The sequence below is a fragment of the Colwellia sp. RE-S-Sl-9 genome (assembly GCF_048296855.1).
GTDB lineage: Bacteria > Pseudomonadota > Gammaproteobacteria > Enterobacterales > Alteromonadaceae > Pseudocolwellia.
In genome coordinates, this window is record NZ_CP182631.1 from 2,723,108 (window position 1) to 2,747,485 (window position 24,378).

At 38.0% G+C, this 24,378-nt stretch carries 20 protein-coding genes, 1 tRNA gene and 3 rRNA genes; 10 read left to right on the forward strand and 14 right to left on the reverse strand.

The window, feature by feature from the left end; translation table 11 throughout:
* Positions 1–153 precede the first annotated feature (153 nt).
* The 4 genes from glnA (at position 154) to glnG (ending at position 4,774) form a co-directional block, all read left to right on the forward strand.
* A complete protein-coding gene (gene glnA, locus ACM9HF_RS11740) occupies positions 154–1,560 on the forward strand; it encodes a glutamate--ammonia ligase (RefSeq protein WP_473608331.1) in 1,407 nt (468 codons plus the stop codon).
* A gap of 111 nt (positions 1,561–1,671) precedes the next feature.
* Positions 1,672–2,202, forward strand: a complete 531-nt coding sequence (locus ACM9HF_RS11745; RefSeq protein ID WP_473608334.1) for a DUF4124 domain-containing protein — start codon at positions 1,672–1,674, stop codon at positions 2,200–2,202.
* 83 nt (positions 2,203–2,285) lie between these two features.
* Entirely contained in the window at positions 2,286–3,371 is a 1,086-nt protein-coding gene (gene glnL, locus ACM9HF_RS11750; RefSeq protein ID WP_473608338.1) for a nitrogen regulation protein NR(II), read from the forward strand.
* On the forward strand, positions 3,371–4,774 hold the full coding sequence (gene glnG / locus ACM9HF_RS11755) for a nitrogen regulation protein NR(I) (RefSeq protein ID WP_473608341.1): 1,404 nt from the start codon (positions 3,371–3,373) through the stop codon (positions 4,772–4,774). The genes glnL and glnG overlap by 1 nt, the downstream gene beginning before the upstream one ends.
* 3 nt (positions 4,775–4,777) lie before the next feature.
* Here glnG and ACM9HF_RS11760 read toward each other — a convergent pair whose 3' ends face one another.
* The 6 genes from ACM9HF_RS11760 to ACM9HF_RS11785 form a co-directional block, all read right to left on the reverse strand.
* The gene (locus ACM9HF_RS11760) at positions 4,778–5,158 is read right to left on the reverse strand and encodes a MerC domain-containing protein (RefSeq protein ID WP_473608345.1); all 381 of its coding nucleotides are present in this window, start codon (positions 5,156–5,158) and stop codon (positions 4,778–4,780) included.
* 74 nt (positions 5,159–5,232) lie between these two features.
* On the reverse strand, positions 5,233–6,210 hold the full coding sequence (gene epmA / locus ACM9HF_RS11765) for an elongation factor P--(R)-beta-lysine ligase (protein WP_473608349.1): 978 nt from the start codon (positions 6,208–6,210) through the stop codon (positions 5,233–5,235).
* A 412-nt stretch (positions 6,211–6,622) separates the two neighbouring features.
* Positions 6,623–6,737: ribosomal RNA gene (gene rrf, locus ACM9HF_RS11770) — 5S ribosomal RNA — on the reverse strand.
* 141 nt (positions 6,738–6,878) lie between these two features.
* Positions 6,879–9,769, reverse strand: a 23S ribosomal RNA gene (locus tag ACM9HF_RS11775).
* Between the two features lie 458 nt (positions 9,770–10,227).
* A tRNA-Ala gene (locus ACM9HF_RS11780) sits at positions 10,228–10,303 on the reverse strand.
* 105 nt (positions 10,304–10,408) lie between these two features.
* Positions 10,409–11,951: ribosomal RNA gene (locus ACM9HF_RS11785) — 16S ribosomal RNA — on the reverse strand.
* Together the 16S, 23S and 5S rRNA genes with 1 tRNA gene alongside form the textbook arrangement of a ribosomal RNA operon.
* An 811-nt stretch (positions 11,952–12,762) precedes the next feature.
* Here ACM9HF_RS11785 and ACM9HF_RS11790 point away from each other — a divergent pair.
* The gene (locus ACM9HF_RS11790; RefSeq protein ID WP_473608353.1) at positions 12,763–13,203 is read left to right on the forward strand and encodes an RNA recognition motif domain-containing protein; all 441 of its coding nucleotides are present in this window, start codon (positions 12,763–12,765) and stop codon (positions 13,201–13,203) included.
* Between the two features lie 234 nt (positions 13,204–13,437).
* Complete coding sequence (trmA, locus tag ACM9HF_RS11795) at positions 13,438–14,532, forward strand: tRNA (uridine(54)-C5)-methyltransferase TrmA (protein ID WP_473608357.1); 1,095 nt, start codon at positions 13,438–13,440, stop codon at positions 14,530–14,532.
* 3 nt (positions 14,533–14,535) lie between these two features.
* Here trmA and fabR read toward each other — a convergent pair whose 3' ends face one another.
* Complete coding sequence (gene fabR, locus ACM9HF_RS11800; protein WP_076420104.1) at positions 14,536–15,159, reverse strand: HTH-type transcriptional repressor FabR; 624 nt, start codon at positions 15,157–15,159, stop codon at positions 14,536–14,538.
* A gap of 150 nt (positions 15,160–15,309) precedes the next feature.
* Between fabR and ACM9HF_RS11805 the strand changes: the two genes are divergently transcribed.
* The 3 genes from ACM9HF_RS11805 to ACM9HF_RS11815 all read left to right on the forward strand — a co-directional run bounded on the left by ACM9HF_RS11805 (position 15,310) and on the right by ACM9HF_RS11815 (position 18,186).
* The gene (locus ACM9HF_RS11805; protein ID WP_473608363.1) at positions 15,310–16,428 is read left to right on the forward strand and encodes an acyl-CoA desaturase; all 1,119 of its coding nucleotides are present in this window, start codon (positions 15,310–15,312) and stop codon (positions 16,426–16,428) included.
* 103 nt (positions 16,429–16,531) lie between these two features.
* Positions 16,532–17,023 (forward strand): histidine phosphatase family protein, encoded by a 492-nt coding sequence (locus ACM9HF_RS11810; RefSeq protein WP_473608367.1) that lies wholly within the window; start codon positions 16,532–16,534, stop codon positions 17,021–17,023.
* Positions 17,024–17,118: 95 nt separating this feature from the next.
* Positions 17,119–18,186: a trypsin-like peptidase domain-containing protein gene (locus ACM9HF_RS11815; RefSeq protein ID WP_473608371.1), complete on the forward strand. Its 1,068-nt coding sequence runs from the start codon at positions 17,119–17,121 to the stop codon at positions 18,184–18,186.
* 67 nt (positions 18,187–18,253) lie between these two features.
* Here ACM9HF_RS11815 and murA read toward each other — a convergent pair whose 3' ends face one another.
* From murA to mlaF, 7 genes are read right to left on the reverse strand one after another with little or no spacing between them, the layout of a single operon-like run.
* Positions 18,254–19,513 (reverse strand): UDP-N-acetylglucosamine 1-carboxyvinyltransferase, encoded by a 1,260-nt coding sequence (murA, locus tag ACM9HF_RS11820; protein ID WP_473608375.1) that lies wholly within the window; start codon positions 19,511–19,513, stop codon positions 18,254–18,256.
* Positions 19,514–19,537: 24 nt separating this feature from the next.
* Entirely contained in the window at positions 19,538–19,795 is a 258-nt protein-coding gene (locus ACM9HF_RS11825; protein ID WP_076420108.1) for a BolA family protein, read from the reverse strand.
* A 47-nt stretch (positions 19,796–19,842) separates the two neighbouring features.
* Positions 19,843–20,142, reverse strand: coding sequence for an STAS domain-containing protein (locus tag ACM9HF_RS11830; RefSeq protein WP_473608380.1), 300 nt, complete (start codon positions 20,140–20,142; stop codon positions 19,843–19,845).
* A complete protein-coding gene (locus ACM9HF_RS11835) occupies positions 20,142–20,840 on the reverse strand; it encodes an MlaC/ttg2D family ABC transporter substrate-binding protein (RefSeq protein WP_473608383.1) in 699 nt (232 codons plus the stop codon). Before ACM9HF_RS11835 ends, ACM9HF_RS11830 begins: the two co-directional genes overlap by 1 nt.
* 21 nt (positions 20,841–20,861) lie before the next feature.
* Positions 20,862–21,329, reverse strand: a complete 468-nt coding sequence (gene mlaD / locus ACM9HF_RS11840; RefSeq protein ID WP_473608387.1) for an outer membrane lipid asymmetry maintenance protein MlaD — start codon at positions 21,327–21,329, stop codon at positions 20,862–20,864.
* 55 nt (positions 21,330–21,384) lie between these two features.
* Complete coding sequence (gene mlaE / locus ACM9HF_RS11845) at positions 21,385–22,161, reverse strand: lipid asymmetry maintenance ABC transporter permease subunit MlaE (protein ID WP_473608390.1); 777 nt, start codon at positions 22,159–22,161, stop codon at positions 21,385–21,387.
* A 2-nt stretch (positions 22,162–22,163) separates the two neighbouring features.
* Entirely contained in the window at positions 22,164–22,967 is an 804-nt protein-coding gene (mlaF, locus tag ACM9HF_RS11850; protein WP_473608393.1) for a phospholipid ABC transporter ATP-binding protein MlaF, read from the reverse strand.
* 314 nt (positions 22,968–23,281) lie between these two features.
* On the opposite strand from mlaF, the gene ACM9HF_RS11855 reads away from it, so the two are divergent.
* Positions 23,282–24,262 carry a calcium/sodium antiporter gene (locus ACM9HF_RS11855; RefSeq protein ID WP_473608397.1) on the forward strand — a complete coding sequence of 327 codons (981 nt, stop codon included), beginning with the start codon at positions 23,282–23,284 and terminating at the stop codon, positions 24,260–24,262.
* Positions 24,263–24,378: the final 116 nt, after the last annotated feature.

Below are 24,378 nucleotides of genomic sequence, written 5' to 3' on the forward strand. Positions count from 1 at the left end.
ATAACACCAAAATGGTGCAAAATAACATTTTAGACGAACTTAAACCATTGTATATCAAAGACTTAAATTTGGCATGGTTTTAGCTTCAGCTATAATAAAGTAAATACACTGTGTTTATAATTTTCACAAAACATATATCTCTGGAGACTATCAATGTCACAAGCAGTTTTAGATTTAATTAAAGAAAACGATGTTAAATTCGTTGATTTACGTTTTACCGACTCAAAAGGTAAAGAGCAACACGTTTCTATTCCTCATCATCAAGTAGATGCTGACTTTTTTGAAGATGGTAAAATGTTCGATGGTTCATCTATTCAAGGCTGGAAAGGTATCAACGAATCAGACATGGTTATGATGCCTGACGCTGAATCAGCTGTTCTTGACCCATTTACAGAAACACCTACATTAAACATTCGTTGTGACATTTTAGAGCCTGCAACAATGCAAGGTTATAGTCGTGATCCTCGTTCAGTAGCTCATCGCGCTGAAGAGTATATGCGTTCTACTGGTATTGCAGACACTGTTTTAATTGGTCCAGAGCCTGAATTCTTCCTTTTTGATGATGTTCGTTTCCATACAGATATGAGCGGTTCATTCTACAAAATTGATGATAAAGAAGCCGCTTGGAACTCTGGTACTGAATATGAAGAAGGTAACATGGGTCACCGACCTGGTGTTAAAGGCGGTTACTTCCCAGTATCTCCAGTAGATTCATCACAAGATATTCGTTCAGCTATGTGTTTAGTAATGGAAGAAATGGGCTTAGTTGTTGAAGCACATCACCATGAAGTAGCTACTGCTGGTCAAAACGAAATTGCTTGTCGTTTTAATACGTTAGTTAAAAAAGCTGATGAAGTACAAATTTACAAGTATGTTGTTCATAACGTTGCTCACGCATACGGAAAAACAGCTACATTTATGCCTAAGCCTTTAGTAGGTGATAACGGTTCTGGTATGCATGTGCATCAATCTCTTGCTAAAGATGGTGTTAACTTATTCTCTGGTGATAAATACGGCGGATTATCTGAATTAGCTATTTACTACATTGGTGGTATCATCAAGCACGCTAAAGCGCTTAATGCATTTACTAACCCATCAACTAACTCATACAAACGTTTAGTGCCTCATTTTGAAGCACCTGTTATGCTTGCATACTCTGCACGTAACCGTTCAGCTTCTATCCGTATTCCAATTGTTCCATCTCCAAAAGCGGTACGTATCGAAGCTCGTTTCCCAGATCCTGCAGCTAACCCTTATTTAGCATTCTCTGCTTTATTAATGGCGGGCCTTGACGGAATTAAAAATAAAATTCACCCTGGTGACGCTATGGATAAAGATCTATATGACTTACCAGCTGAAGAAGCAGCACAAATTCCACAAGTTGCGACTTCTCTAGGAGATGCATTAGACGCGCTTGAAGCTGATAATGAATTTTTAACTGCTGGTGGCGTTATGGATATCGACATGATTAACGCTTACATAGATTTAAAACGTGAAGAAGTTTCTTTACTAAATATGACAACTCACCCAGTTGAGTTTGATATGTACTACAGTGTTTAATTAGCTTTTTTGTCTAATTAATTAAAAAGCCCACTCAGGTGGGCTTTTTTTGTGGTAATAATCTGATATTTTGCTAGATTATATAAGTATTTAGAAATTGGACGTTACTCATTGTATATTTTAAAAGTATTTGTTTTATTCCTGTTAATCTTATCATTGCTTACCCCAGTGTATGCAACCTCAGCCAAAGTATATGTATGGCGAGATGAAACGGGTGTATTAGTCTTTTCTGACAGCCCAAAACCTGGTGCGGAAGAAATAGAAATCAATTCAGAGAATCAAAACATTTCACCTTCAATAGATACATCAATTCTAGATATTAAACCCAAGAAAATTGAAGATAAATTTGAAGTTGAGATTATCAGGCCTACCAACAATTCAACTATTCGAGACAATACTGGCTCTGTACATGTATCAGGAAGAATAATACCTGTATTCAAACAAGGTTTAACCATTCAACTTATTATCGACGATACCCCTTATAAAGCACCTCAAACTCACTCAATGTTTGCATTACGAGATATAGAACGTGGCGAGCATCAAATAAAATTAGTTCTATTAAACGCAAAAGGCAAGGTTATTGCATCATCAAAACCAGTCACCTTTTATATGCACCGCGCGTCAGTCATTAAAGCTAAATAACTTTTAAATAAAGTAATATTGCTTCATTTTAGATAAACTGACAATGGCAGCGCACCAACTCAGTGCATTCAGAGTTAATTTAAATGTTAAGTAATAATTTTGAAATTCAGCAAAACAAAAAAAACTTCCAGCAAGTACTGCCTGTACATATGGTAACAGCTGTTATGCTTCTCGATCAGCATTTAGTTATTCAATATATTAATCCCGCAGCCGAAGCAATATTAATAAAAAGTTTAAATACCTTATATAACCAATCAATAGAAGATGTGTTTAGAAGCACCTCGATTAAAAAAGAACGTTTCACACAACTATTATCCTCTGGGCAAGAGTTTAATGATGGTGATGTTATCTTAGAGTTCTTAGATCAATCACAAATAACCATAGAATTAACAGCATCTTCTATCGAATTTAATAATGCTCCTCATATTTTATTAGAATTTAAGCAAATTGATCAGCAAAAGCAGATCAGTGCTGAAGCATTTCAACAACAACAATGGGAGTCTGCAAGAGATCTTATTCGAGGTCTAGCACATGAAATTAAAAATCCTTTAGGAGGTTTAAGAGGTGCAGCTCAATTGCTCGATAATGATTTAAAAGGTGAACAAAAAGAATACACCGCCATGATTATTGAGCAAGCAGATAGATTAACTAACCTTGTGGATCGACTTTTAGGTCCAAATCAACTACCTAATATTACAAAACAAAATATTCATGTAGTTTTAGAAAAAGTTAGTCAGCTTGTTAATTTTAATAACCCGAAGGGAATAAAACTTTGCAAAGACTATGATCCATCAATACCTGACATTGAATTTGACGAAGATAAAATACAACAAGCCATTCTTAATATTGTTAATAACGCGATTCAAGCAATAGAAAGTGATAACACAATTTTACTTAAAACTAGAGTGGCTAGTAATCAAATAATTAATGGTAAGCGCATTAAGTTGGGTGTGCAAATAAGCATAATAGATGATGGCCCAGGTATACCAAACGATATACAAGACACCCTTTTTTATCCTATGGTTTCTGGCAGAAATAACGGTACCGGACTCGGCTTATCGATTTGCCAAACTCTTATCCATCAGCATCAAGGTAAATTACTTTGTACTAGCCAACCCGGCAAAACTGAATTTACCATTTTATTACCCATTCATGGAGACAACGCATAATGAACACTGAACAGATTTGGATTGTAGATGACGATAGTTCAATACGATGGGTGTTAGAAAAAGCGTTTAATAAAGCAAACTTATCAGCCGCTTCTTTTGATAATGCAAAAGACTTACTTACTGCATTAGATCATTCTCAACCCGAAATTATTATTTCCGACATTAGAATGCCAGGTATTGATGGTATGGCGCTTTTAAGCCAAATTAATGCAGACCATCCCAATATACCTGTCATCATAATGACAGCTCATTCTGATTTAGATAGTGCCGTTAATGCGTATCAAGGGGGGGCATTCGAATATCTTCCTAAACCCTTTGATATTGATGAAGCAATTTCTTTGAGTAAGCGTGCTTTAACTCATGCTCGTGAACAAAATGCCAAAAATAGCCAAAAAGACTCTTCGGTTTTATCTGTAGGAATAATTGGCGAAGCACCTTCAATGCAAGAAGTATTTAGAGCAATCGGTCGCCTATCAAGATCTAGCATCAGCGTTCTTATTAATGGTGAATCAGGAACAGGAAAAGAGCTTGTGGCCCATGCCTTACATACTCATAGCCCTAGATCAAAAGGTCCGTTCATTCCACTTAACATGGCCGCAATACCCAAAGACCTTATTGAGTCTGAATTATTTGGCCATGAAAAAGGAGCCTTTACAGGCGCTAACTCAATTCGACAAGGACGATTTGAGCAAGCACATAATGGTACCTTATTCTTAGACGAAATTGGTGATATGCCGTTAGATATCCAAACTCGTTTATTACGTGTACTAGCTGATGGACAGTTTTATCGTGTTGGTGGGCACTCACCAATACAAGTTGATGTAAGGATTATCGCAGCAACACATCAAAATTTAGAAGATCAAGTAGCAAAAAATGAATTTCGAGAAGATCTGTTTCACCGCTTAAACGTTATAAGAATACACCTACCAAGTTTAAGAGAAAGAAAAGAAGATATTGCACAGCTAGCTTCACATTTTTTAATGCAGGCAGCAAACGAACTAAGCGTAGATCCTAAATCGTTACATAAAGATGCAGAACAGTTTCTTAAGCGTTGCGATTGGCCAGGTAATGTAAGACAGTTAGAGAATTTATGTCGCTTTTTAACCGTTATGGCTAGTGGACAAGAAATACTTATTGAAGACCTACCAGACGAATTAAGTAATAAAAAAGATTCAGCAAGTACTGTTTCCTCAAGCTGGCAACATGCCTTTAGCTTATGGATGGATGAACAATTGAAAACAGGGAATGCTAATATACTAGATACTGCTTTGCCTGAATTTGAAAAAATAGCCTTAGAGCGCGCGCTTCAGTTTACCCAAGGTCATAAGCAAGATGCATCTAAAAAACTAGGTTGGGGACGTAATACACTAACCAGAAAGTTAAAAGACCTAGACCTTAACTAATAGCTAAGAATGACACTCATCATCGGCGCATTGTTTACAACTATTACATAATTTTAAATTTATAACATGCGCCGCAACAATTAAAGATGCACCTAATATAATAAAGTATGGCTCTAGCTCTTCAGAAAAATTATGTTTTATCCAATAAATCCCAACCCCAAGAAATAAAAGATAAAAAGGATAAAGACGCTTGTGATATTTTTTAAAACCTGAAAATAAAGCAAATGAGCCTAAAATAGCTGTCATAATTAAAAAAACATGTTCCCATGTATGATCAGCCAAAAAACTTAAGCCTAATAGAGGCAAAGCAGGCAGTAATACTGGGAGTAAAATGCAATGTAATGCACATAAACTAGTAGCAGTTATACCTATACGATCTAACATTTGTTGTCACTCAATCAAAATATCTTTATTAATATGAGATAATATCACAATTGATATGTTATAACATATCTTTATTAAGCTCTATCGACAGTAAATGTTATTACCTCATCAATCGATTTTTTATCTAAAGCCAACATTAACAACCTATCAACCCCTAAAGCTACTCCTGAACAACTTGGTAGGCCAACTTTTAAAGCTTCAATAAAACGAGGGTCTATGGACTTTTGTTCTAAACCTATATTTTCTCTATAAATATTATCTTTATTAAAACGTTGTAACTGCTCAATATGGTCGGTGAGTTCACAAAACCCATTTACAAGCTCAATACCTTTAAAATAACACTCAAAGCGCTCAGCAACTCTTTCATCAACTTTATTTTTTCGCGCTAAAGAAGCTTGGGATAATGGAAAGTTATAGATAAAAATTGGCTTATACTTGCCTATATTTGGCTCAATTAACTCAGCCATAATAAACTGCAATAAAACATCTATCTCATTCTCATTAACTAACCAATCACTCATTATATTGGCATTAAGAATTAGAGTCTTAAGCTCTTTAACGCTTGTATTAAGTGGATCAACATTAACATTATTAATAAATAGGTTTTGATAAGAAATTATTTCAGGTTCTTCGCAATGAAGTGTTTTTTTTAAAAGGTCTGAAACCTCTTTAATTAAATCTTCCTGTGTAAAGCCTAAACGATACCATTCTAAGATAGTAAACTCAGGATTATGATAACGCCCCTTACCTTCATGCCTAAACGCTTTAGATATTTGATAAATAGATTGATAACCAGATGCTAATAACCTTTTCATACAATATTCGGGGGAAGTCTGAAAATACATCTTCCTAAAATATTGGGGGCCACTATCAGAAAAGTAATTGAATTGTGTTTTAAATGCTTCTAGGTGTATATCTGTTACCGTAAATTGACCCAATAAAGGAGTCTCAACTTCAATTACATCGAGCTCATAAAAAAAAGCTCTAATCTTATTTAAAATATTAGCTTTTTTCTTAGCATCTTCCCAACTTAATGTAGCTTGCCAATCCATATACATATTCTCTTAAATAGATATTTAATAACACTTATACTAAACAGATAAATTAACATCGGATATTGATAACTTTTATTGAATGAAATAAACCAATACTTCGTTAAGTAAAAATTAGAACTGAAGATTTGTACAAACCTTTGTATTGAGCAATTTAATAGTGGAACTGCCATCAAACAATAAAACAAACTGTGTGGAGATATATTTTATCAAACACACAAGAAAAGGCTAGCAATGTCCTGCTGACATATAGAATATACTAATGTCGTCGCGCGCGCATAAATATACAGGAACAAACTCATATAAGAGAAAGCAACGCTACACACTTTCGACCTTGGAACGACTGCTGCAATGTTTAACACCAGACAGCAAAAAGCCCGACTCTTTCGAATCGGGCTTTTCTTAATGAGAAGCCTAGCAATGTCCTACTCTCACATGGGAACTCCCACACTACCATCGGCGCTAATGCATTTCACTTCTGAGTTCGGAATGGGATCAGGTGGGTCTACATCGCTATTGTCGCTAGACAAAAAAGGTCAATCTTGAAAGCCTTTCAACAAAAAATTATTTTCATTGAACTATAAATACGTTTTAATCTCTTATTCGCACATGTGTACGTGTCACTCATAGAGTGTGTCAAACTTCATACAAAACTATTTAGGTGTTGTATGGTTAAGCCTCACGGGCAATTAGTATCAGTTAGCTCAAGGCCTCACAACCCTTACACACCTGACCTATCAACGTTGTAGTCTCCAACGACCCTTTAGGGAGCTTAAAGCTCCAGTGAGAACTCATCTCAAAGCCTGTTTCCCGCTTAGATGCTTTCAGCGGTTATCAGTTCCGAACGTAGCTACCGGGCAATGCTATTGGCATAACAACCCGAACACCAGCGGTTCGTCCACTCCGGTCCTCTCGTACTAGGAGCAGCCCTCTTCAATTCTCAAACGCCCACGGCAGATAGGGACCGAACTGTCTCACGACGTTCTAAACCCAGCTCGCGTACCACTTTAAATGGCGAACAGCCATACCCTTGGGACCGACTTCAGCCCCAGGATGTGATGAGCCGACATCGAGGTGCCAAACACCGCCGTCGATATGAACTCTTGGGCGGTATCAGCCTGTTATCCCCGGAGTACCTTTTATCCGTTGAGCGATGGCCCTTCCATACAGAACCACCGGATCACTATGACCTACTTTCGTACCTGCTCGACGTGTCTGTCTCGCAGTTAAGCTGGCTTATGCCATTGCACTAACCGTACGATGTCCGACCGTACTTAGCCAACCTTCGTGCTCCTCCGTTACTCTTTGGGAGGAGACCGCCCCAGTCAAACTACCCACCAGACAGTGTCCCCAAGCCCGATGAGGGCCCTAGGTTAGAACATCACGCATACAAGGGTGGTATTTCAAGGTTGGCTCCAACACATCTGGCGACGCATCTTCAAAGCCTCCCACCTATCCTACACATGTAGGAGCAATGTTCACTGTCAAGCTATAGTAAAGGTTCACGGGGTCTTTCCGTCTAGCCGCGGGTATACGGCATCTTAACCGCAATTTCAATTTCACTGAGTCTCGGGTGGAGACAGTGTGGCCATGATTACGCCATTCGTGCAGGTCGGAACTTACCCGACAAGGAATTTCGCTACCTTAGGACCGTTATAGTTACGGCCGCCGTTTACCGGGGCTTCGATCATGAGCTTCGCAGAGCTAACCCAATCAATTAACCTTCCGGCACCGGGCAGGCGTCACACCGTATACGTCATCTTTCGATTTTGCACAGTGCTGTGTTTTTAATAAACAGTTCCAGCCACCTGGTTACTTCGACTCTCCTGTGCTTACTCCGCAAGGGATTCACACCAGAGAGCGTACCTTCTCCCGAAGTTACGGTACTATTTTGCCTAGTTCCTTCACCCGAGTTCTCTCAAGCGCCTTAGTATTCTCTACCTAACCACCTGTGTCGGTTTGGGGTACGGTTCCTATATATCTGAAGCTTAGAAGCTTTTCCTGGAAGCATGGCATCAATGACTTCATCTCCGTAGAGACTCGTCTCGACTCTCAGTGTTAACAGCAACCCGGATTTACCTAAGTCACCCACCTACAATCTTTCACACGGACTACCAACGCCGTGCTCACCTAGCCTACTCCGTCCCTCCTTCGCAATATATAGAAGTACAGAAATATTAATCTGTTTCCCATCGACTACGCGTTTCCGCCTCGCCTTAGGGGCCGACTTACCCTGCCCTGATTAACATGGGACAGGAAACCTTGGTCTTTCGGCGGGGGAGTTTTTCACTCCCCTTATCGTTACTCATGTCAGCATTCGCACTTCTGATACCTCCAGCATGCTTTACAACACACCTTCAACGGCTTACAGAACGCTCCCCTACCACTTGAACCTAAGTTCAAATCCGCAGCTTCGGTGACTAGTTTAGCCCCGTTACATCTTCCGCGCAGACCGACTCGACTAGTGAGCTATTACGCTTTCTTTAAAGGATGGCTGCTTCTAAGCCAACCTCCTAGCTGTCTATGCCTTTCCACATCGTTTCCCACTTAACTAGTACTTTGGGACCTTAGCTGGCGGTCTGGGTTGTTTCCCTCTTCACAACGGACGTTAGCACCCGTAGTGTGTCTCCCGCATATCACTCATTGGTATTCGGAGTTTGCAAAGGGTTGGTAAGTCGGGATGACCCCCTAGCCTTAACAGTGCTCTACCCCCAATGGTGTTCGTGCGAGGCTCTACCTAAATAGATTTCGGGGAGAACCAGCTATCTCCCGGCTTGATTAGCCTTTCACTCCGACCCACAAGTCATCACCGCATTTTTCAACATACGTGTGTTCGGTCCTCCAGTTGATGTTACTCAACCTTCAACCTGCCCATGGGTAGATCGCCGGGTTTCGGGTCTATACCTTGCAACTAAACGCGCAGTTAACACTCGCTTTCGCTACGGCTCCCCTATTCGGTTAACCTTGCTACAAAATATAAGTCGCTGACCCATTATACAAAAGGTACGCAGTCACCCGACTAAATCGGGCTCCCACTGCTTGTACGTATGCGGTTTCAGGTTCTATTTCACTCCCCTCACAGGGGTTCTTTTCGCCTTTCCCTCACGGTACTGGTTCACTATCGGTCAGTTAGGAGTATTTAGCCTTGGAGGATGGTCCCCCCATGTTCAGTCAACGTTTCACGTGTGCCGACCTACTCGATTTCATGGTAAGTTTATTTTCGTGTACGGGGCTATCACCCTGTATCGCTCTACTTTCCAGTAGATTCCACTAACTTACAAACCACTTAAGGGCTAATTCGCGTTCGCTCGCCGCTACTAACGAAATCTCGGTTGATTTCTTTTCCTCGGGGTACTTAGATGTTTCAGTTCTCCCGGTTCGCCTCGCTACCCTATGTATTCAGGTAGCGATACCCGCCTTACGACGGGTGGGTTTCCCCATTCGGATATCTTTGGCTATAACGGTTTTTATCACCTCACCAAAGCTTTTCGCAGATTAACACGTCCTTCATCGCCTCTAACTGCCAAGGCATCCACCACATACGCTTAGTCACTTAACCATACAACCCTAAATAGTCTCGAAAGAATATTAAGTACACCGTGGTGACTAAACCACAGTAATTGTAAAGTCTGACATTTTCACGCACACATTGTGTGTCTTGAATAAGAGTTGATATATTCTTACGAATATATCGGGTTGATAGCGTCTCCGAGGAGGAGCCACTATCACCATCATCACTTCCCGATAAAAGAAGTAACAATAGCTTGGTATTTATACGTTACAAACAACAGCGCGACACCGTTGAGTGCTATATAAATACCGGTATTTATATCAGCTTTCCAGATTGTTAAAGAACTTAATCTCAGCACGCATTCGGCTAAAATTTTGGTTTGACCTCCACGGATGGAGGAAAATCCGAGAAACGTACGGAACGTTTCCGGTAAAAAACCAAATCTAAACTATCTCGTTAAACGTTGAGATACGTTAAATTTGGTCTCTATTCTTTCTTTGAAGAAGTGGTGGAGCTAAGCAGGATCGAACTGCTGACCTCCTGCGTGCAAGGCAGGCGCTCTCCCAGCTGAGCTATAGCCCCATATTTTATGAGGTGTGCACTTCTTCTATTTCGTTATCAGGCAATTTGTGTGAACACTCTGAAATAGCTTTACAGCTATTCCCATTAAAACGTTTTACTTCAAGATAAGGAGGTGATCCAACCCCAGGTTCCCCTAGGGTTACCTTGTTACGACTTCACCCCAGTCATGAATCACAAAGTGGTGACCGTCCTCCCGAAGGTTAAACTAGCCACTTCTTTTGCAACCCACTCCCATGGTGTGACGGGCGGTGTGTACAAGGCCCGGGAACGTATTCACCGTAGCATTCTGATCTACGATTACTAGCGATTCCGACTTCATGGAGTCGAGTTGCAGACTCCAATCCGGACTACGACAAGCTTTGTGGGATTCGCTCCACCTCGCGGTATTGCTGCCCTCTGTACTTGCCATTGTAGCACGTGTGTAGCCCATCCCGTAAGGGCCATGATGACTTGACGTCGTCCCCACCTTCCTCCGGTTTATCACCGGCAGTCTCCTTAGAGTTCTCGCCATTACGCGCTAGCAAATAAGGATAGGGGTTGCGCTCGTTGCGGGACTTAACCCAACATTTCACAACACGAGCTGACGACAGCCATGCAGCACCTGTCACTACTTTCCCGAAGGCACGAAACCATCTCTGGTAACTTAGTAGGATGTCAAGGGATGGTAAGGTTCTTCGCGTTGCATCGAATTAAACCACATGCTCCACCGCTTGTGCGGGCCCCCGTCAATTCATTTGAGTTTTAACCTTGCGGCCGTACTCCCCAGGCGGTCAACTTAGCGCGTTAGCTACGCCACCCACAGATCAAGTCTACAGACGGCTAGTTGACATCGTTTACGGCGTGGACTACCAGGGTATCTAATCCTGTTTGCTCCCCACGCTTTCGTGCCTCAGTGTCAGTATTTGTCCAGGTAGCCGCCTTCGCCACTGATGTTCCTTCCAATCTCTACGCATTTCACCGCTACACTGGAAATTCCACTACCCTCTACAATACTCTAGCTTGCCAGTTCAAAATGCAGTTCCCAGGTTGAGCCCGGGGCTTTCACATCTTGCTTAACAAACCACCTACGCACGCTTTACGCCCAGTAATTCCGATTAACGCTTGCACCCCTCGTATTACCGCGGCTGCTGGCACGAAGTTAGCCGGTGCTTCTTCTGCGAGTAACGTCACAGATGCAGAGTATTAGTCTACACCCTTTCCTCCTCGCTGAAAGTGCTTTACAACCCGAAGGCCTTCTTCACACACGCGGCATGGCTGCATCAGGCTTTCGCCCATTGTGCAATATTCCCCACTGCTGCCTCCCGTAGGAGTCTGGGCCGTGTCTCAGTCCCAGTGTGGCTGATCATCCTCTCAAACCAGCTAGAGATCGTCGCCTTGGTAAGCCTTTACCTTACCAACTAGCTAATCTCACTTGGGCTAATCAAATGGCGAAAGGTTCCGAAGAATCCCCTCCTTTGGTCCGTAGACGTTATGCGGTATTAGCAGTCGTTTCCAACTGTTGTCCCCCACCATTAGGCATATTCCCAAGCATTACTCACCCGTCCGCCGCTCGACGCCGAATAGCAAGCTATTCTCGTTTCCGCTCGACTTGCATGTGTTAAGCCTGCCGCCAGCGTTCAATCTGAGCCATGATCAAACTCTTCAATTATAAATCGTTTGTGCATCTTGCGATGCTGCTCAATGAATTCTGTCGTGTTACTAACCGAAGTCAGTAACTACATAAAACGTACAATCTAATCAAAGATTAAATTATACTTTTTTGTGTGACATCAACATAAGCTGTTTTACGTCTTTCTTATTACCTAAGTAATAAAACCGACTATGTAAAATCAATCTTAATGTGAGTGTTCACACAAATTGCATGATAACTAATTTTTAAAGAAAGGCTTCTTTTTATAAAAGAAGCAAGAGGTTAATCGCATTCGTTAAGCTCTTGTGCTGCAGGCCTTGCCTGAAGCGAGATGCGCATTCTACGCGTCTCAGTTTTGATGTCAACAACTTTTTGAAATTCTTTTTAAAAGATTTTAAAAGTTATCTTTCGTTTAATTCGTCAATTAAGCCTAACTAAACCTATCAAAACGTCCACTTCGCTGTCCTTATTCAGTGAACTTAGTATTTCCTATACTTACCTTCTCTGGGTTTCCCTGAAGAAGTGGAGCGCATTCTAACGATCTTTTCTGTCCACGCAAGCTTTTTTTGTTCTTTTTTCTCTTTTTTCGTTTGTTTGATTGTTTTGTGGACATTTTGATGACTATTCATGCTAGTAGCCCTTATAAATAGCCTTTATTATAAGGATCCTTTGTCATTTGATTCCTTTAACTTATTTTTATAGATAATTCTTCCTATATACGTATTTAATTTAATTGAATAAAAATGACACTATATAGTTGCACATTAGAAAAAGCTGGGTAACATGGAATTGCTTTTATATTTTAAATAATAATAATTAGGTATTCATAATGAAATCTCCTCAAGTATCAACAGTAATTATCGCACTAGTTTTTGCGGGTTTAGCATTTTTTCTTTTTAGTTTAATCGAACCTACTCAAACCAATGTTGCCATTGCTATATTCATCGCTGCTTTTGTAGCACCTTTAATAGGTATTAATGACTCATCTGAAAGCTCAGCTTCTGATGACGTTAAAACCCTTTATGTAGGAAACCTTCCTTATAGAGCTAATGAAGCATCTGTTAGAGAATTATTCTCTACTATTGGACAGGTTCATTCAGTTCGTTTAATGAAAGATAAACACACAGGTAAAAGACGTGGTTTCGGTTTTGTTGAAATGTCGGCTAATGATACTGATAAAGCAGTAGAAGCATTAAATGATAAAGAGTTTCAACAACGTACTTTGAAGGTTAGGGAAGCTAAAGAGCGCCCTGAAAAAGAAATAGAATAATGTTCAATTCGCCTACTTATTTCATAATTATAAAATAAGTAGGCGAATTATTTTATTCTAGTTATTTAAATGTATTTTCATATTAAAATTTTTCTTTATATTTATTCCCCGTTTACTTCTTTAATTCAGCTAATTATTAGATCCCATACTCACTAGCATCTATTTAAAACTAGACAAAATGTTCACTCGCGCTAAAATCTGCGCTCATTTTAAAATCATCTTTAAAGGCAAGCCATGTTTAGTCATATAAATCCCAGTAACTATCTTCAACAATTAGAGGATAAAAAAAATGACATAGCTCGTTTGTTTTCTAATTATGATTTACCTACTTTTGATATTTTTGAATCTGAACCAATAAATTATCGTTACAGAGCTGAGTTTAGAATTTGGCACGAAGGCGATGATCTTTATTACATTATGTTCGATAGTGAAACCAAGCAGAAATACAAAGTTGAATACTTCCCTGTAGCATCAAAGCTCATTAATAAGTGCATGTCGCAATTGTTGGTTGAAATAAAAAACAATGAGCTATTAAGACAACGTTTATTTCAAGTTGATTTCTTATCAAGTAAAAGTGGTGAAGTACTCATTAGCCTCCTCTATCACAAACAGCTCAGTGATGAATGGCAAGTTGAAGCAGAACAACTTATAGAAAAATTATCTATCATTGCTCCAGTGAATATTATTGGCCGAGCCAGAAAACAAAAAGTAGTACTTCACAAAGATTATTTGATGGAAAAACTCACCGTTGGCGATAAATCCTATGTTTATCATCAAGTCGAAAACAGTTTTACTCAACCCAATGCGTCAGTTAATGAAAAAATGTTGTTATGGGCTCAGCAAGCAACTCTTAACTCTGAAGGTGATTTAATTGAACTTTATTGCGGTAATGGTAATTTTAGTATTGCTTTAGCGCAAAACTTCGAGCGTGTATTGGGTACTGAAATAGCAAAGTCTTCCGTAAAGTCGGCACAGATAAATATTGCTGAAAACAACATTGATAATATTAATATTGTAAGAATGTCGAGTGAAGAATTCAGCCAAGCGATGAATAACGAACGTAAGTTTAGGCGATTAGAAGGTTTCGATTTAACTGCTTATAATTACGACACGGTATTAGTAGATCCACCAAGAGCAGGATTAGATCCTGAAAGTCTTGAGTTGATTAGTCGATTTAATCAGATTATTTATATTTCATGTAATCCTCATACATTACATGAAAACTTATCTCACCTAGTTAAAACACATAAAATTGAACAATTCGCTTTATTTGATCAATTTCCTTATACCGATCATGTAGAAACAGGGGTAATTCTTTCGAAGATTTAACTTCTATCGTTTTAACAAATCAACTCGGCCATTAAATTCAGTAGCTCCTTTAGCAATAAAACGTAGCTGCTGAATAGTTTGATTAGCCAGTTGCCCATAATCTTTAGCGTCAATATCTAGCGCATCTGAACCCGCACTGAATACAATCGTTACAGCTGCATTGGCTTGTAAATAAGCTACTTCAGCATCGAGTTGATTCGCTTGTTGTAAGTAATCACATAACTCCATAGTAAAATAACGTATCTCTCTATTTACGGCGGCCCTAAAAGCTGGTGATGTACCTGAGCGTTCACGTAATAGTAATCTGAAAATATTTCCGTTATTTTCAATAAATTCCATAAAGGTAATAACAGAAATTTGAATAACAGACCCTCCTTTTTCAATACGCTGACGCGCTTGTCGCATTAATTGTCTTAGGGTTAGGCCCGCTTCATCAACAAGTGTTAAACCCAATTCATCCATATCAGTAAAATGACGATAAAAAGACGTAGGCGCTAATCCAGCTTCTTTAGCGACTTCTCTTAAGCTTAAGCTTGAAAAGCTTTTCTCACTACTTAATTGACCTAATGCAGCATCAATTAGTTGACGACGTGTCTTTTCTTTTTGCTGGGCACGAATACCACTCATGAAAAATAACCTAAAAATGTAGATAGTTTCTGATTATAATACTATTAAACCTTATCTAATATACATATTCCACTTGACGAATGTTTAGCGATGAATAAAAATGGTGTACACGCGTACGCTGAAATTCATTACAATTGCTTGGAACACTTCATGAATAAACCACCAATAATATGGTTAAACGTTTCTGTTTTTATCATTACTTTTTTAGTTGCAGCAATTGCGGTGCCCTATAGAGCGATTACACATGGCTTCGATTCAACAGAAATCACATTAACAATTCTTTGTTTTATTTATTGCGGAATGTCTATTACTGCTGGTTATCATAGATTATGGTCTCATAGGACTTATCAAGCCCATTGGAGTTTACGTTTTATTTTTGCAATAGGCGGAGCATTTGCCTTACAAAATAGTATTTTGCATTGGTCTTCTGATCATCGAGTACACCATAAACATGTAGATAATAACGATGTAGATCCTTACTCGGCTAAAAAAGGTTTTTGGTATTCACACATTGGCTGGATGATAAGACGATACCACCCACAACGCTACGCTGATTACACTAATGTACGTGATTTACAAAAAGATAAGATCGTGATGTGGCAACACAAAAACTACCTACTGCTATCTATTCTAACTAACTTTGGTATCCCTCTTCTAATTGGCTTTATTCATGGTGATATTATTAATGCACTATTACTCGTTGGTGTTTTACGATTAGTATTAAACCATCACACCACTTTTTTTATCAACTCGTTAGCCCACATATGGGGTAAACAAACTTACACTGATAAAAATACAGCGCGAGATAATGGCATTTTAGCTTTCTTTACTTTTGGTGAAGGCTATCATAATTATCATCATATTTTCGAAAATGACTATAGAAATGGGATCAGATGGTGGGATTTTGACCCAACTAAGTGGTTAATCAAATTTAGTGAATATGTAGGTTTAGCTTCTAAGTTAAGAGAGACCCCTGAAGAAAAAATAGAAAAAGCGCGATTAGCTATGGTACTTCAAAAAAGCCAGCTAAAACTTAAATCTCACCCTAATGCTGAGCAACTACTAGCAACATTGCAAAATGAATACGATCTACTAATATCAAAAATTAATGCCTTTTATGAAGCAAGAAAAAAACTCATTGCAGCGCAACGAAGCAATTTAATTAAAAATGTTGAAGACTCTGAACTGTTTGCGCAATACAAAGAATTAAAAAACCATTTAGCCAAGCAAAAACAAGATTGGCATGGATTTTTAGCTGAACTAGCTTAAATATTGCCACTAAGATTACTCAAAGGGTTTGATTGATTATCACTTAATAATCAGACAAGCCCATAATAAGTGATTTTAGCCAATAAAACACACAAGGCAAATCATGAAACTGCTACTTTTATTACTTCTAAGTTTCCAATGTGTTGCTAACGACAGTGCTAAAAGTCCTCACTATATATATTTAACCACTCATGCAGAAACTCAACACAAAAAGATAAACCCTCCCCTTTCTGGATGTGGCCGTTTAAGAGCCCTACAACTATCTACATTATTGAGCTATTCCAATATTGAAAATATTTATAGCACAACTCGTTTAAGTGCGATGGAAACAGCAAACCCTATCGCTAGAAGCTATAAAATCCCTATAAAAATATTCACAGAAAATTTACTCGACAGTTTAGCTATTAGAGTAATAAAAGATGATAAGAATGTATTGATTGTTGCTGATAGCGATACAATTAAATTTCTTGCAGAATTTATTAGTAAACAAGAACTATCGAGTTCACACAAAAATAATCAGCACCTGCTATATCAAATTATGCTTTTAGATGAACACAAAATTTTAACTATATTAAAACAGCCGTTAGAATGCTAAGCGCTACATCGAAAGACTAGTTTTTACGCTCCATTATTTATTGTATGGATAGTTTTATGTTACGCTTTAATAAAGCCTAATTAGACTATAATCTTTTGAAATTTATCTCATCTTTAAAATATGTTATTCACTCCGCATTTTACGGTGTGGTTATTGCTATTGCTCTCATATTATTATTTCCACATTTACGTGATACCACTTTTTCTGGTATTGAATTATTTAATCCACCAGATCCCATTATCCAGCCGTTGTCTTATGCTAAAGCTGTTCAAAATGCAGGTCCTGCCGTTGTAAACATTTATTCAGAAGAGATACAAACATCTCAAGGATATGGAAGGAAAAGCTCAAGAAGTATTAGTTTAGGCTCAGGCGTTATCATGGATAGTGCCGGTTATATTCTTACAAATTATCACGTTGTTCAAAACGCTAATTCAATTATTGTTTTATTACAAACAGGACAATCCTTATCAGCTGAACTTATCGGCTTTGATATTTTTACCGATTTAGCAGTATTGAAAGTCAATGCGATTAATTTACCCGTAATTCCACAGCGTGAAGGTTTAATATCACGAGCAGGCGATGTTGTTTTAGCCATTGGTAATCCTTTAAATTTAGGGCAAACCATTACTCAAGGCATTATTAGTGCAACAGGAAGAACAGGTGGCGGCTTAAGTATTACAAGCTACTTAGAGTTTTTACAAATGGATGCGGCGATTAATGACGGCAACTCAGGTGGAGCGTTAATTAATACTAATGGTGAATTAGTAGGTATTAACTCCCGTAAATTTATTGATGACAAACATAATATTCAGGGAATATTTTTTGCTGTTCCCTATAAATTAGCCCATAAGGTAATGCAAAAAATTATAGCTACCGGTAGAGTAACCCGTGGTTGGTTAGGTATATCAACTAATTCAGTTAATAGCGCAAATAGTAAAGGGATCGTGATTGACGCTGTTGAAGTAAATAGTCCCGCTCAAAAATCAGGACTAAAAATAGGTGATACTATTTATCAGATTGAAGATGAGATAATCACCACTGTTGCACAAGCACTTGATTTAGTAGCAGAAACAACGCCTGGAGATAAATTAGTATTTAAAATATTCCGTAAAAACAAATTATTGGAAATTTCGATTACTATTGAAGAGAAACTAGCAGATTAAACCTGTTTTATGATGTCATTCCACCTAGATAATAAGTGGAATGACATGAATATATATTGCGCAGTGATTAAACGCGGATCCGTTTAATATCAGCACCTAGTTTTGTTAATTTATCTTCTATATGTTGATAACCACGATCAATATGATAAATTCTATCAACTTGCGTTTCAGTAATTGCAACCAAACCAGCAATCACCAAACTTGCCGATGCTCTTAAGTCTGTAGCCATAACTTGTGCGCCAGTTAAGGTATCAACTCCCCGACTGATAGCAACATTACCTTCTAATGAAATATCTGCACCCATCCTTTGTAATTCAGGAACATGCATAAAACGATTTTCAAAAATAGTTTCAGTCGTTGTTGCCATACCTTCAGCAATAACGTTTAAAGTAACAAACTGTGCTTGCATATCGGTAGGAAATGCAGGATGAGGTGCTGTACGGATATTGACAGCTTTAGGCCTTTTATCCATAGTTAACTCAATCCAATCAATCCCCGTCTCAACGACAGCACCCGCTTCTTGAAGTTTACTTATAACGGCATCTAACGCTTTAGGATCTGTGTTCAAACATTTTACTTTCCCTTGAGTTACCGCTGCAGCCACTAAAAACGTCCCTGTTTCAATACGATCTGGCATTACGGAATACTCTGAACCTGTTAATTCAGCTACGCCTTCAATAACTAATGTGTCAGCACCGGCACCTGTTACTTTAGCTCCCATAGAGTTTAAACAATTAGCTAAATCTACAATTTCAGGCTCTCTAGCAGCATTTTCAATAATAGTTGTACCTTCAGCTAATGCTGCAGCCATCATTAAATTTTCAGTTCCTGTAACACTAACCGTATCCATGAAAATAGTAGCGCCAGATAAACGGCCCGAATTTTTCGCATTAATGTAGCCATTTTCTACTTTAATGTCGGCCCCCATTAATTTTAATCCATGAATGTGTAAATTAATGGGCCTAGCACCAATAGCACAACCACCGGGTAAAGAAACTTCAGCATGACCAAATCGAGCAAGTAAAGGACCAAGCACTAAGATAGATGCCCTCATAGTTTTTACTAATTCATAAGAGGCTTTACAGTGATCAATCGTACTTGCGTCAATCATTATCGAATTATCACTAATCCATTGGGCTTTAGCACCTAACTGATTCAGTAATTTAATGGTTGTTTCAATATCATTCAATTTTGGAACATTATGAAAAGTTACGGGTGTTTTTGACAATAATGCAGACATTAAAATAGGTAATGCTGCATTCTTAGCACCAGAAATAACTACTTCGCCACGTAGTGGATTACCACCGTTTATTTTAAATGCGTCCAATGTTTTCTTCTTTTAAGATTAAATTTATAGAGGGAGGTTAAACATTTTTTCACGCTTCCATTCAGTCGTGGTAAATGTTTTTATAGTTACTGCGTGTATAGCACCTTCTTTAATAGCATTTGATAAAGGCGAATAAATAGTTTGTTGTTTTTTTACTCGGCTTAATTCACCAAGAAAATCAGCAACCGCAATAACTTTACATTGAGAGCCGTCAAATTTCACATGTAGTTCATCAAGTTTAACAGCATCATTAATTAATTTTTCTATATCTGAATTTTCCACAGGATTACCTTAAGTATGTAACTAACTTAGTGTTAGTTACATTTTTATTAAATTTTGGTTGGAAGGAATAAATCAACCGCGCTTAGCTTTGCTAATTTTAACAAATCTTGCGGTATATTGTGAAAACTTATTTCAGACTTTGTTTTTTTTGCTTCTTCAACTAAACGTAAAAGCCAAGCTAAACCAGCCGTATCAGCTTTTACAATACCACCTAAGTCAACAACCAAACTTTTGTTATGAAAGGTATCAACGGTTTTATTCTCAAAAGCGATATCAATAGTATTCATTGAAAGTTCACCTTTAAAAACCGCAGTATCTTGTTCATATATCCAATCGATTGTTGCCATTAATGGTCACCATCTTTGAAAACAATATCTCTATTACTTTTTTCTTTTAGCATTTCAGTAACGTGAGGTAAGCCTTTTTGGCGAATAATACTAGATAGCTCTGCTTGTTTGCTATCTAGCAAACTAACACCTTCAGCTACCATGTCATACGCTCTCCAATCATTCGTTTTATTGTTTTTACGCACTCTAAAAGAAATGTTAATAGGATCTCGTCCCGGTTCAATAACTGCAGTATCAACCGAAACGATCTTTTCATTAGTTAATGTTTTTGGTGGTTCAAAAGTTACTTTTTGCTGTTTATACAAGGTGAATACTTGTGCGTATGAAGTAATTAAATAATCTCTAAAAACAGGAACAAATGCTTTACGTTCTTTATCAGTAGTTTGCTTAAAGTTTTGAGCCCCAATGACTTTATATGCCGAATATTTATAATCAATATATGGCATCAATTCTTCACTCACTATAGTTTTTAGCAAATTTGGCGTTTCTTGAATAGCCGACTGCTCATTAGCAAAACGTTTAAATGTTTTTTTAGCGACTTTTTCTATCATCAAGTATGGATCTTTTTTATCAATACGCTCGCTTGATGACGGCTGACTATAAACTGTCGTAAGTTCTTGAGACAATTTTGGTGCTTCGTTCGCCATTAAAGACGTTGTAATTGATAATGGTAATACCGTTAATAATACTTTAATCATAATAAACCTACCTTATTAAGGTTAATCGTTTCCTTGACTGAATAAAAACTGCCCAATAAGCTCTTCGAGTACTAAAGCAGGTTTAGTATCTTCAATAAAGTCACCTGATTGTAATGTGCCCACTGATTCGTCCATAAATCCAGGTAATAACCCAATATATTGCTCTCCTAATAAACCAGCCGTTAAAATAGAAACGGAAGTTGCTTCAGAAAAATTGTTATACTGGGCATCAATATCTAACGTAACAACGGGTGTGTAATCTTGGGCATCTAAAGCAATATTACTTACTCGACCAACAAGTACACCACCTACTTTTATAGGTGAGCGAACCTTTAAACCACCTATATTGTCAAACTTGGCATACAGCTGGTAAGTTTCCCCACTACCTGAAATTCCACTATCTGCAACCTTTAATGACAACATCAATAAAGCGGCAATACCAAGAGCTGCAAAAAGCCCAACCATTAATTCAATTTTTTTAGACAACATGTCTTTCACCAACCAATAATAAAATTTAAATACGTTATGTATACTATGACGAAAACTACTTAGTAAACATTAATGCGGTTAATACAAAATCTAATGCTAAAACGAGTAATGACGACTGTACAACGGTTTGCGTTGTTGCTTTAGCTATACCTTCTGACGTAGGTATACATTCATACCCTTTATAAACAGCAATCCATGTTACAACAAAAGCAAAACATAAACTTTTTATAACACCGTTCATAATGTCTTTACTAAAGTCCACTTGTGATTGCATAACAGACCAAAAAGTACCGCCATCTACACCAAGCCAATCAACACCTACAAGGTGTGCACCTAAAATACCAACAGCTGAAAAAATAGCGGCTAATAAAGGTAAACTAATAAAACCTGCCCAAAATCTTGGAGCTATCACTCGTCTTAAAGGATCAATAGCCATCATTTCTAAACTAGAAAGCTGTTCAGTTGCTTTCATCAAGCCTATTTCAGCGGTTAAAGCTGACCCCGCTCTACCCGCAAATAAAAGGGCCGCAACTACAGGACCTAATTCTCTTAATAAAGAAAGTGCCACCATAGGCCCTAAGCTAGCTTCAGCACCATAGCCAACAAGTATAGTGTAACCTTGCAAAGCCAGCACCATGCCAATAAATAAACCCGACACCATCACAATAATTAATGATTGTACTCCTACCGCATAGAGTTGGTTAATCAATAATGGTGTTCCCTTTCTAACATTAGGAACATGAACCAAAGCTGAACCAAGCAACATAATGGCTTTACCCAAACCAATTAATCGATTGATAACTTTACGGCCAAGTAATTGAATAAAATTCATTTTCAAACTCCTTTGCCTATTAATTCATCGTGATAAGAAGGTGCAGCATAATGAAATGGCACGGGCCCATCTGATTCACCTTTAATGAATTGTTGAACTAAAGGAGACGTTTGCGCTGAAATTTCTTCCGGTGTTCCTTGCCCAATAATTTTTTGTTCGGCAATAATATAAATATAATCAGCAATACTCATCACTTCAGGTACATCATGTGAAACAACCACAGAAGTTAGCCCTAAAGCATCATTTAAAGCGCTAATTAATCGAACAATTACTCCCATTGAGATAGGATCTTGACCCGCAAAAGGTTCGTCATAAAGTATTAATTCTGGATCTAACGCTATAGCACGCGCCAAAGCAGCTCTTCGTGCCATGCCACCTGATAATTCGTTAGGGTTCAAATGACGAGCGCCGCGTAAGCCAACAGCTTCCAACTTCATTAATACTATTTTTTCGATCAGTTTTTCAGATAAATTAGTGTGTTCGCGAATAGGGAAAGCGATATTGTCGTAAACAGACATATCGGTAAAAAGCGCACCACTTTGAAAAAGCATACTCATGCTTTTACGTAACTCATATAAGTCATTGCGAGCAAGCTTTGGTATATCTTGCCCTTTAAACATAATACTGCCTGACTGCGGTTTTAATTGCCCGCCAATCAATCTTAATAAAGTTGTTTTACCAATTCCACTTGGCCCCATGATAGCCGTAACTTTTCCCTTAGGAATGGATAAGCTAATGTCATTATAAATTACACGTTCATCACGCTTAAAAGACATATTTTTAATATCAACAAGATTATCTGGCATATTATTAAAGGACATCACTGTAAATTAGTTTAAGTACGAAAGAATTCTAACCCAGCACGTGAAATACTTCATTAGAAATTAGTGATTAAATGTGTTCAAAGAACGTTAGGAAACGTCTATAAGTGTAAGAAATTGTAAGAACCTCTTAGCTAAGTTTTTAAATGCATGCTTTATTATCATCATATTCCTCGCTATTTAGTTAAAAATTGATTAATCAATGAGCATAATTAAAATTTTTCTGTAGGTTTTGATAAAACTTCTTTTTATTTTGTCCTCAACCAGCGACAATTTACCTTAACTGATGGGAGTCGTTAATGTTCATTCAAGTTTTAATTTTACTGGTAGCACTTGTAGTTTTGGTATGGAGTGCTGATAAATTTGTATTTGGTGCCTCTTCACTTGCGAGAAATTTAGGTATTTCTCCAATGATAATAGGTTTAACTATAGTTGCCATGGGGTCATCAGCTCCTGAAATGATGGTTGCCGCAACAGCTTCACTACAAGACAATCCTAATACAGCTATTGGCAATGCGATAGGCTCTAACATAACCAACATAGCCCTTGTTTTAGGTATTACGGCATTGCTTCAACCATTAACGGTTTCTTCAAGCACCGTAAAACGTGAAATCCCACTTATTTTAGCTGTTACAGCATTAGCCTATTGGATGCTGTCAGATTATCACTTTAGCTTTACTGAAGGCTTAATTCTTATTATCGGTTTTTTTGCCTACATAATTGCACTACTGGTTATTACATTAAGAAGAGCTAAAACAGCGCCAGTAGATGACCCTTTAATTTTAGGTGCTGAAAGTGATGTTCCTGAACCAGTTAGCACTGGCATGTCTGTACTTTGGTTAGTTGTTGGCATGATACTCCTCCCTTTAAGCGCCTCTTATTTAATAGATTCAGCTGAGTTTATTGCACGCTCTTTTGGAATAAGTGACTTAGTCATTGGTTTAACAATTGTGGCTATTGGTACTAGTTTGCCAGAACTTGCAGCGAGTATTGCTAGTATCATTAAAAAAGAGGATGATTTAGCTTTAGGTAATATCATAGGATCGAATATATTTAACATCTTGGCTGTATTATCATTAACTGGATTGATAGCGCCGGGCGATATTGATGAAAAGGCAGCGACGCGTGATGCGCCTATTATGTTAGGAGTGACTTTACTGCTCTTTGTTATTTGTTTTACTCGTAAGTTAGGTAATTTCAGAATCACTCGTCTCAAAGGCTTACTTTTACTGGGTATTTTCATTGCGTATCAAATATTACTTTTCTCGCCATTGAAATAAATTAACGAGACGACATCCATGAAACAATTTAAACAACTGGCTCTCAATGTTATTGATATTGAAAAACAAGCCATCGAAGATATTAAACAATATATAAACGATGATTTTGAATTAGC

Bases quoted from the DNA above. Each gene is read 5' to 3' on its own strand.
- ACM9HF_RS11830 (WP_473608380.1), bottom strand. From the start codon at position 20,142: ATGGCAACAATCGATTGGATATATGAACAAGATACTGCGGTTTTTAAA.
- mlaF (WP_473608393.1), bottom strand. From the start codon at position 22,967: ATGCCAGATAATCTTGTTGATATTAAAAATATGTCTTTTAAGCGTGAT.
- ACM9HF_RS11760 (WP_473608345.1), bottom strand. From the start codon at position 5,158: ATGTTAGATCGTATAGGTATAACTGCTACTAGTTTATGTGCATTACAT.
- glnG (WP_473608341.1), top strand. From the start codon at position 3,371: ATGAACACTGAACAGATTTGGATTGTAGATGACGATAGTTCAATACGA.
- ACM9HF_RS11855 (WP_473608397.1), top strand. From the start codon at position 23,282: ATGTTCATTCAAGTTTTAATTTTACTGGTAGCACTTGTAGTTTTGGTA.
- trmA (WP_473608357.1), top strand. From the start codon at position 13,438: ATGTTTAGTCATATAAATCCCAGTAACTATCTTCAACAATTAGAGGAT.
- ACM9HF_RS11805 (WP_473608363.1), top strand. From the start codon at position 15,310: ATGAATAAACCACCAATAATATGGTTAAACGTTTCTGTTTTTATCATT.
- ACM9HF_RS11835 (WP_473608383.1), bottom strand. From the start codon at position 20,840: ATGATTAAAGTATTATTAACGGTATTACCATTATCAATTACAACGTCT.
- fabR (WP_076420104.1), bottom strand. From the start codon at position 15,159: ATGAGTGGTATTCGTGCCCAGCAAAAAGAAAAGACACGTCGTCAACTA.
- ACM9HF_RS11810 (WP_473608367.1), top strand. From the start codon at position 16,532: ATGAAACTGCTACTTTTATTACTTCTAAGTTTCCAATGTGTTGCTAAC.
- glnL (WP_473608338.1), top strand. From the start codon at position 2,286: ATGTTAAGTAATAATTTTGAAATTCAGCAAAACAAAAAAAACTTCCAG.
- epmA (WP_473608349.1), bottom strand. From the start codon at position 6,210: ATGGATTGGCAAGCTACATTAAGTTGGGAAGATGCTAAGAAAAAAGCT.
- mlaE (WP_473608390.1), bottom strand. From the start codon at position 22,161: ATGAATTTTATTCAATTACTTGGCCGTAAAGTTATCAATCGATTAATT.
- glnA (WP_473608331.1), top strand. From the start codon at position 154: ATGTCACAAGCAGTTTTAGATTTAATTAAAGAAAACGATGTTAAATTC.
- mlaD (WP_473608387.1), bottom strand. From the start codon at position 21,329: ATGTTGTCTAAAAAAATTGAATTAATGGTTGGGCTTTTTGCAGCTCTT.
- ACM9HF_RS11790 (WP_473608353.1), top strand. From the start codon at position 12,763: ATGAAATCTCCTCAAGTATCAACAGTAATTATCGCACTAGTTTTTGCG.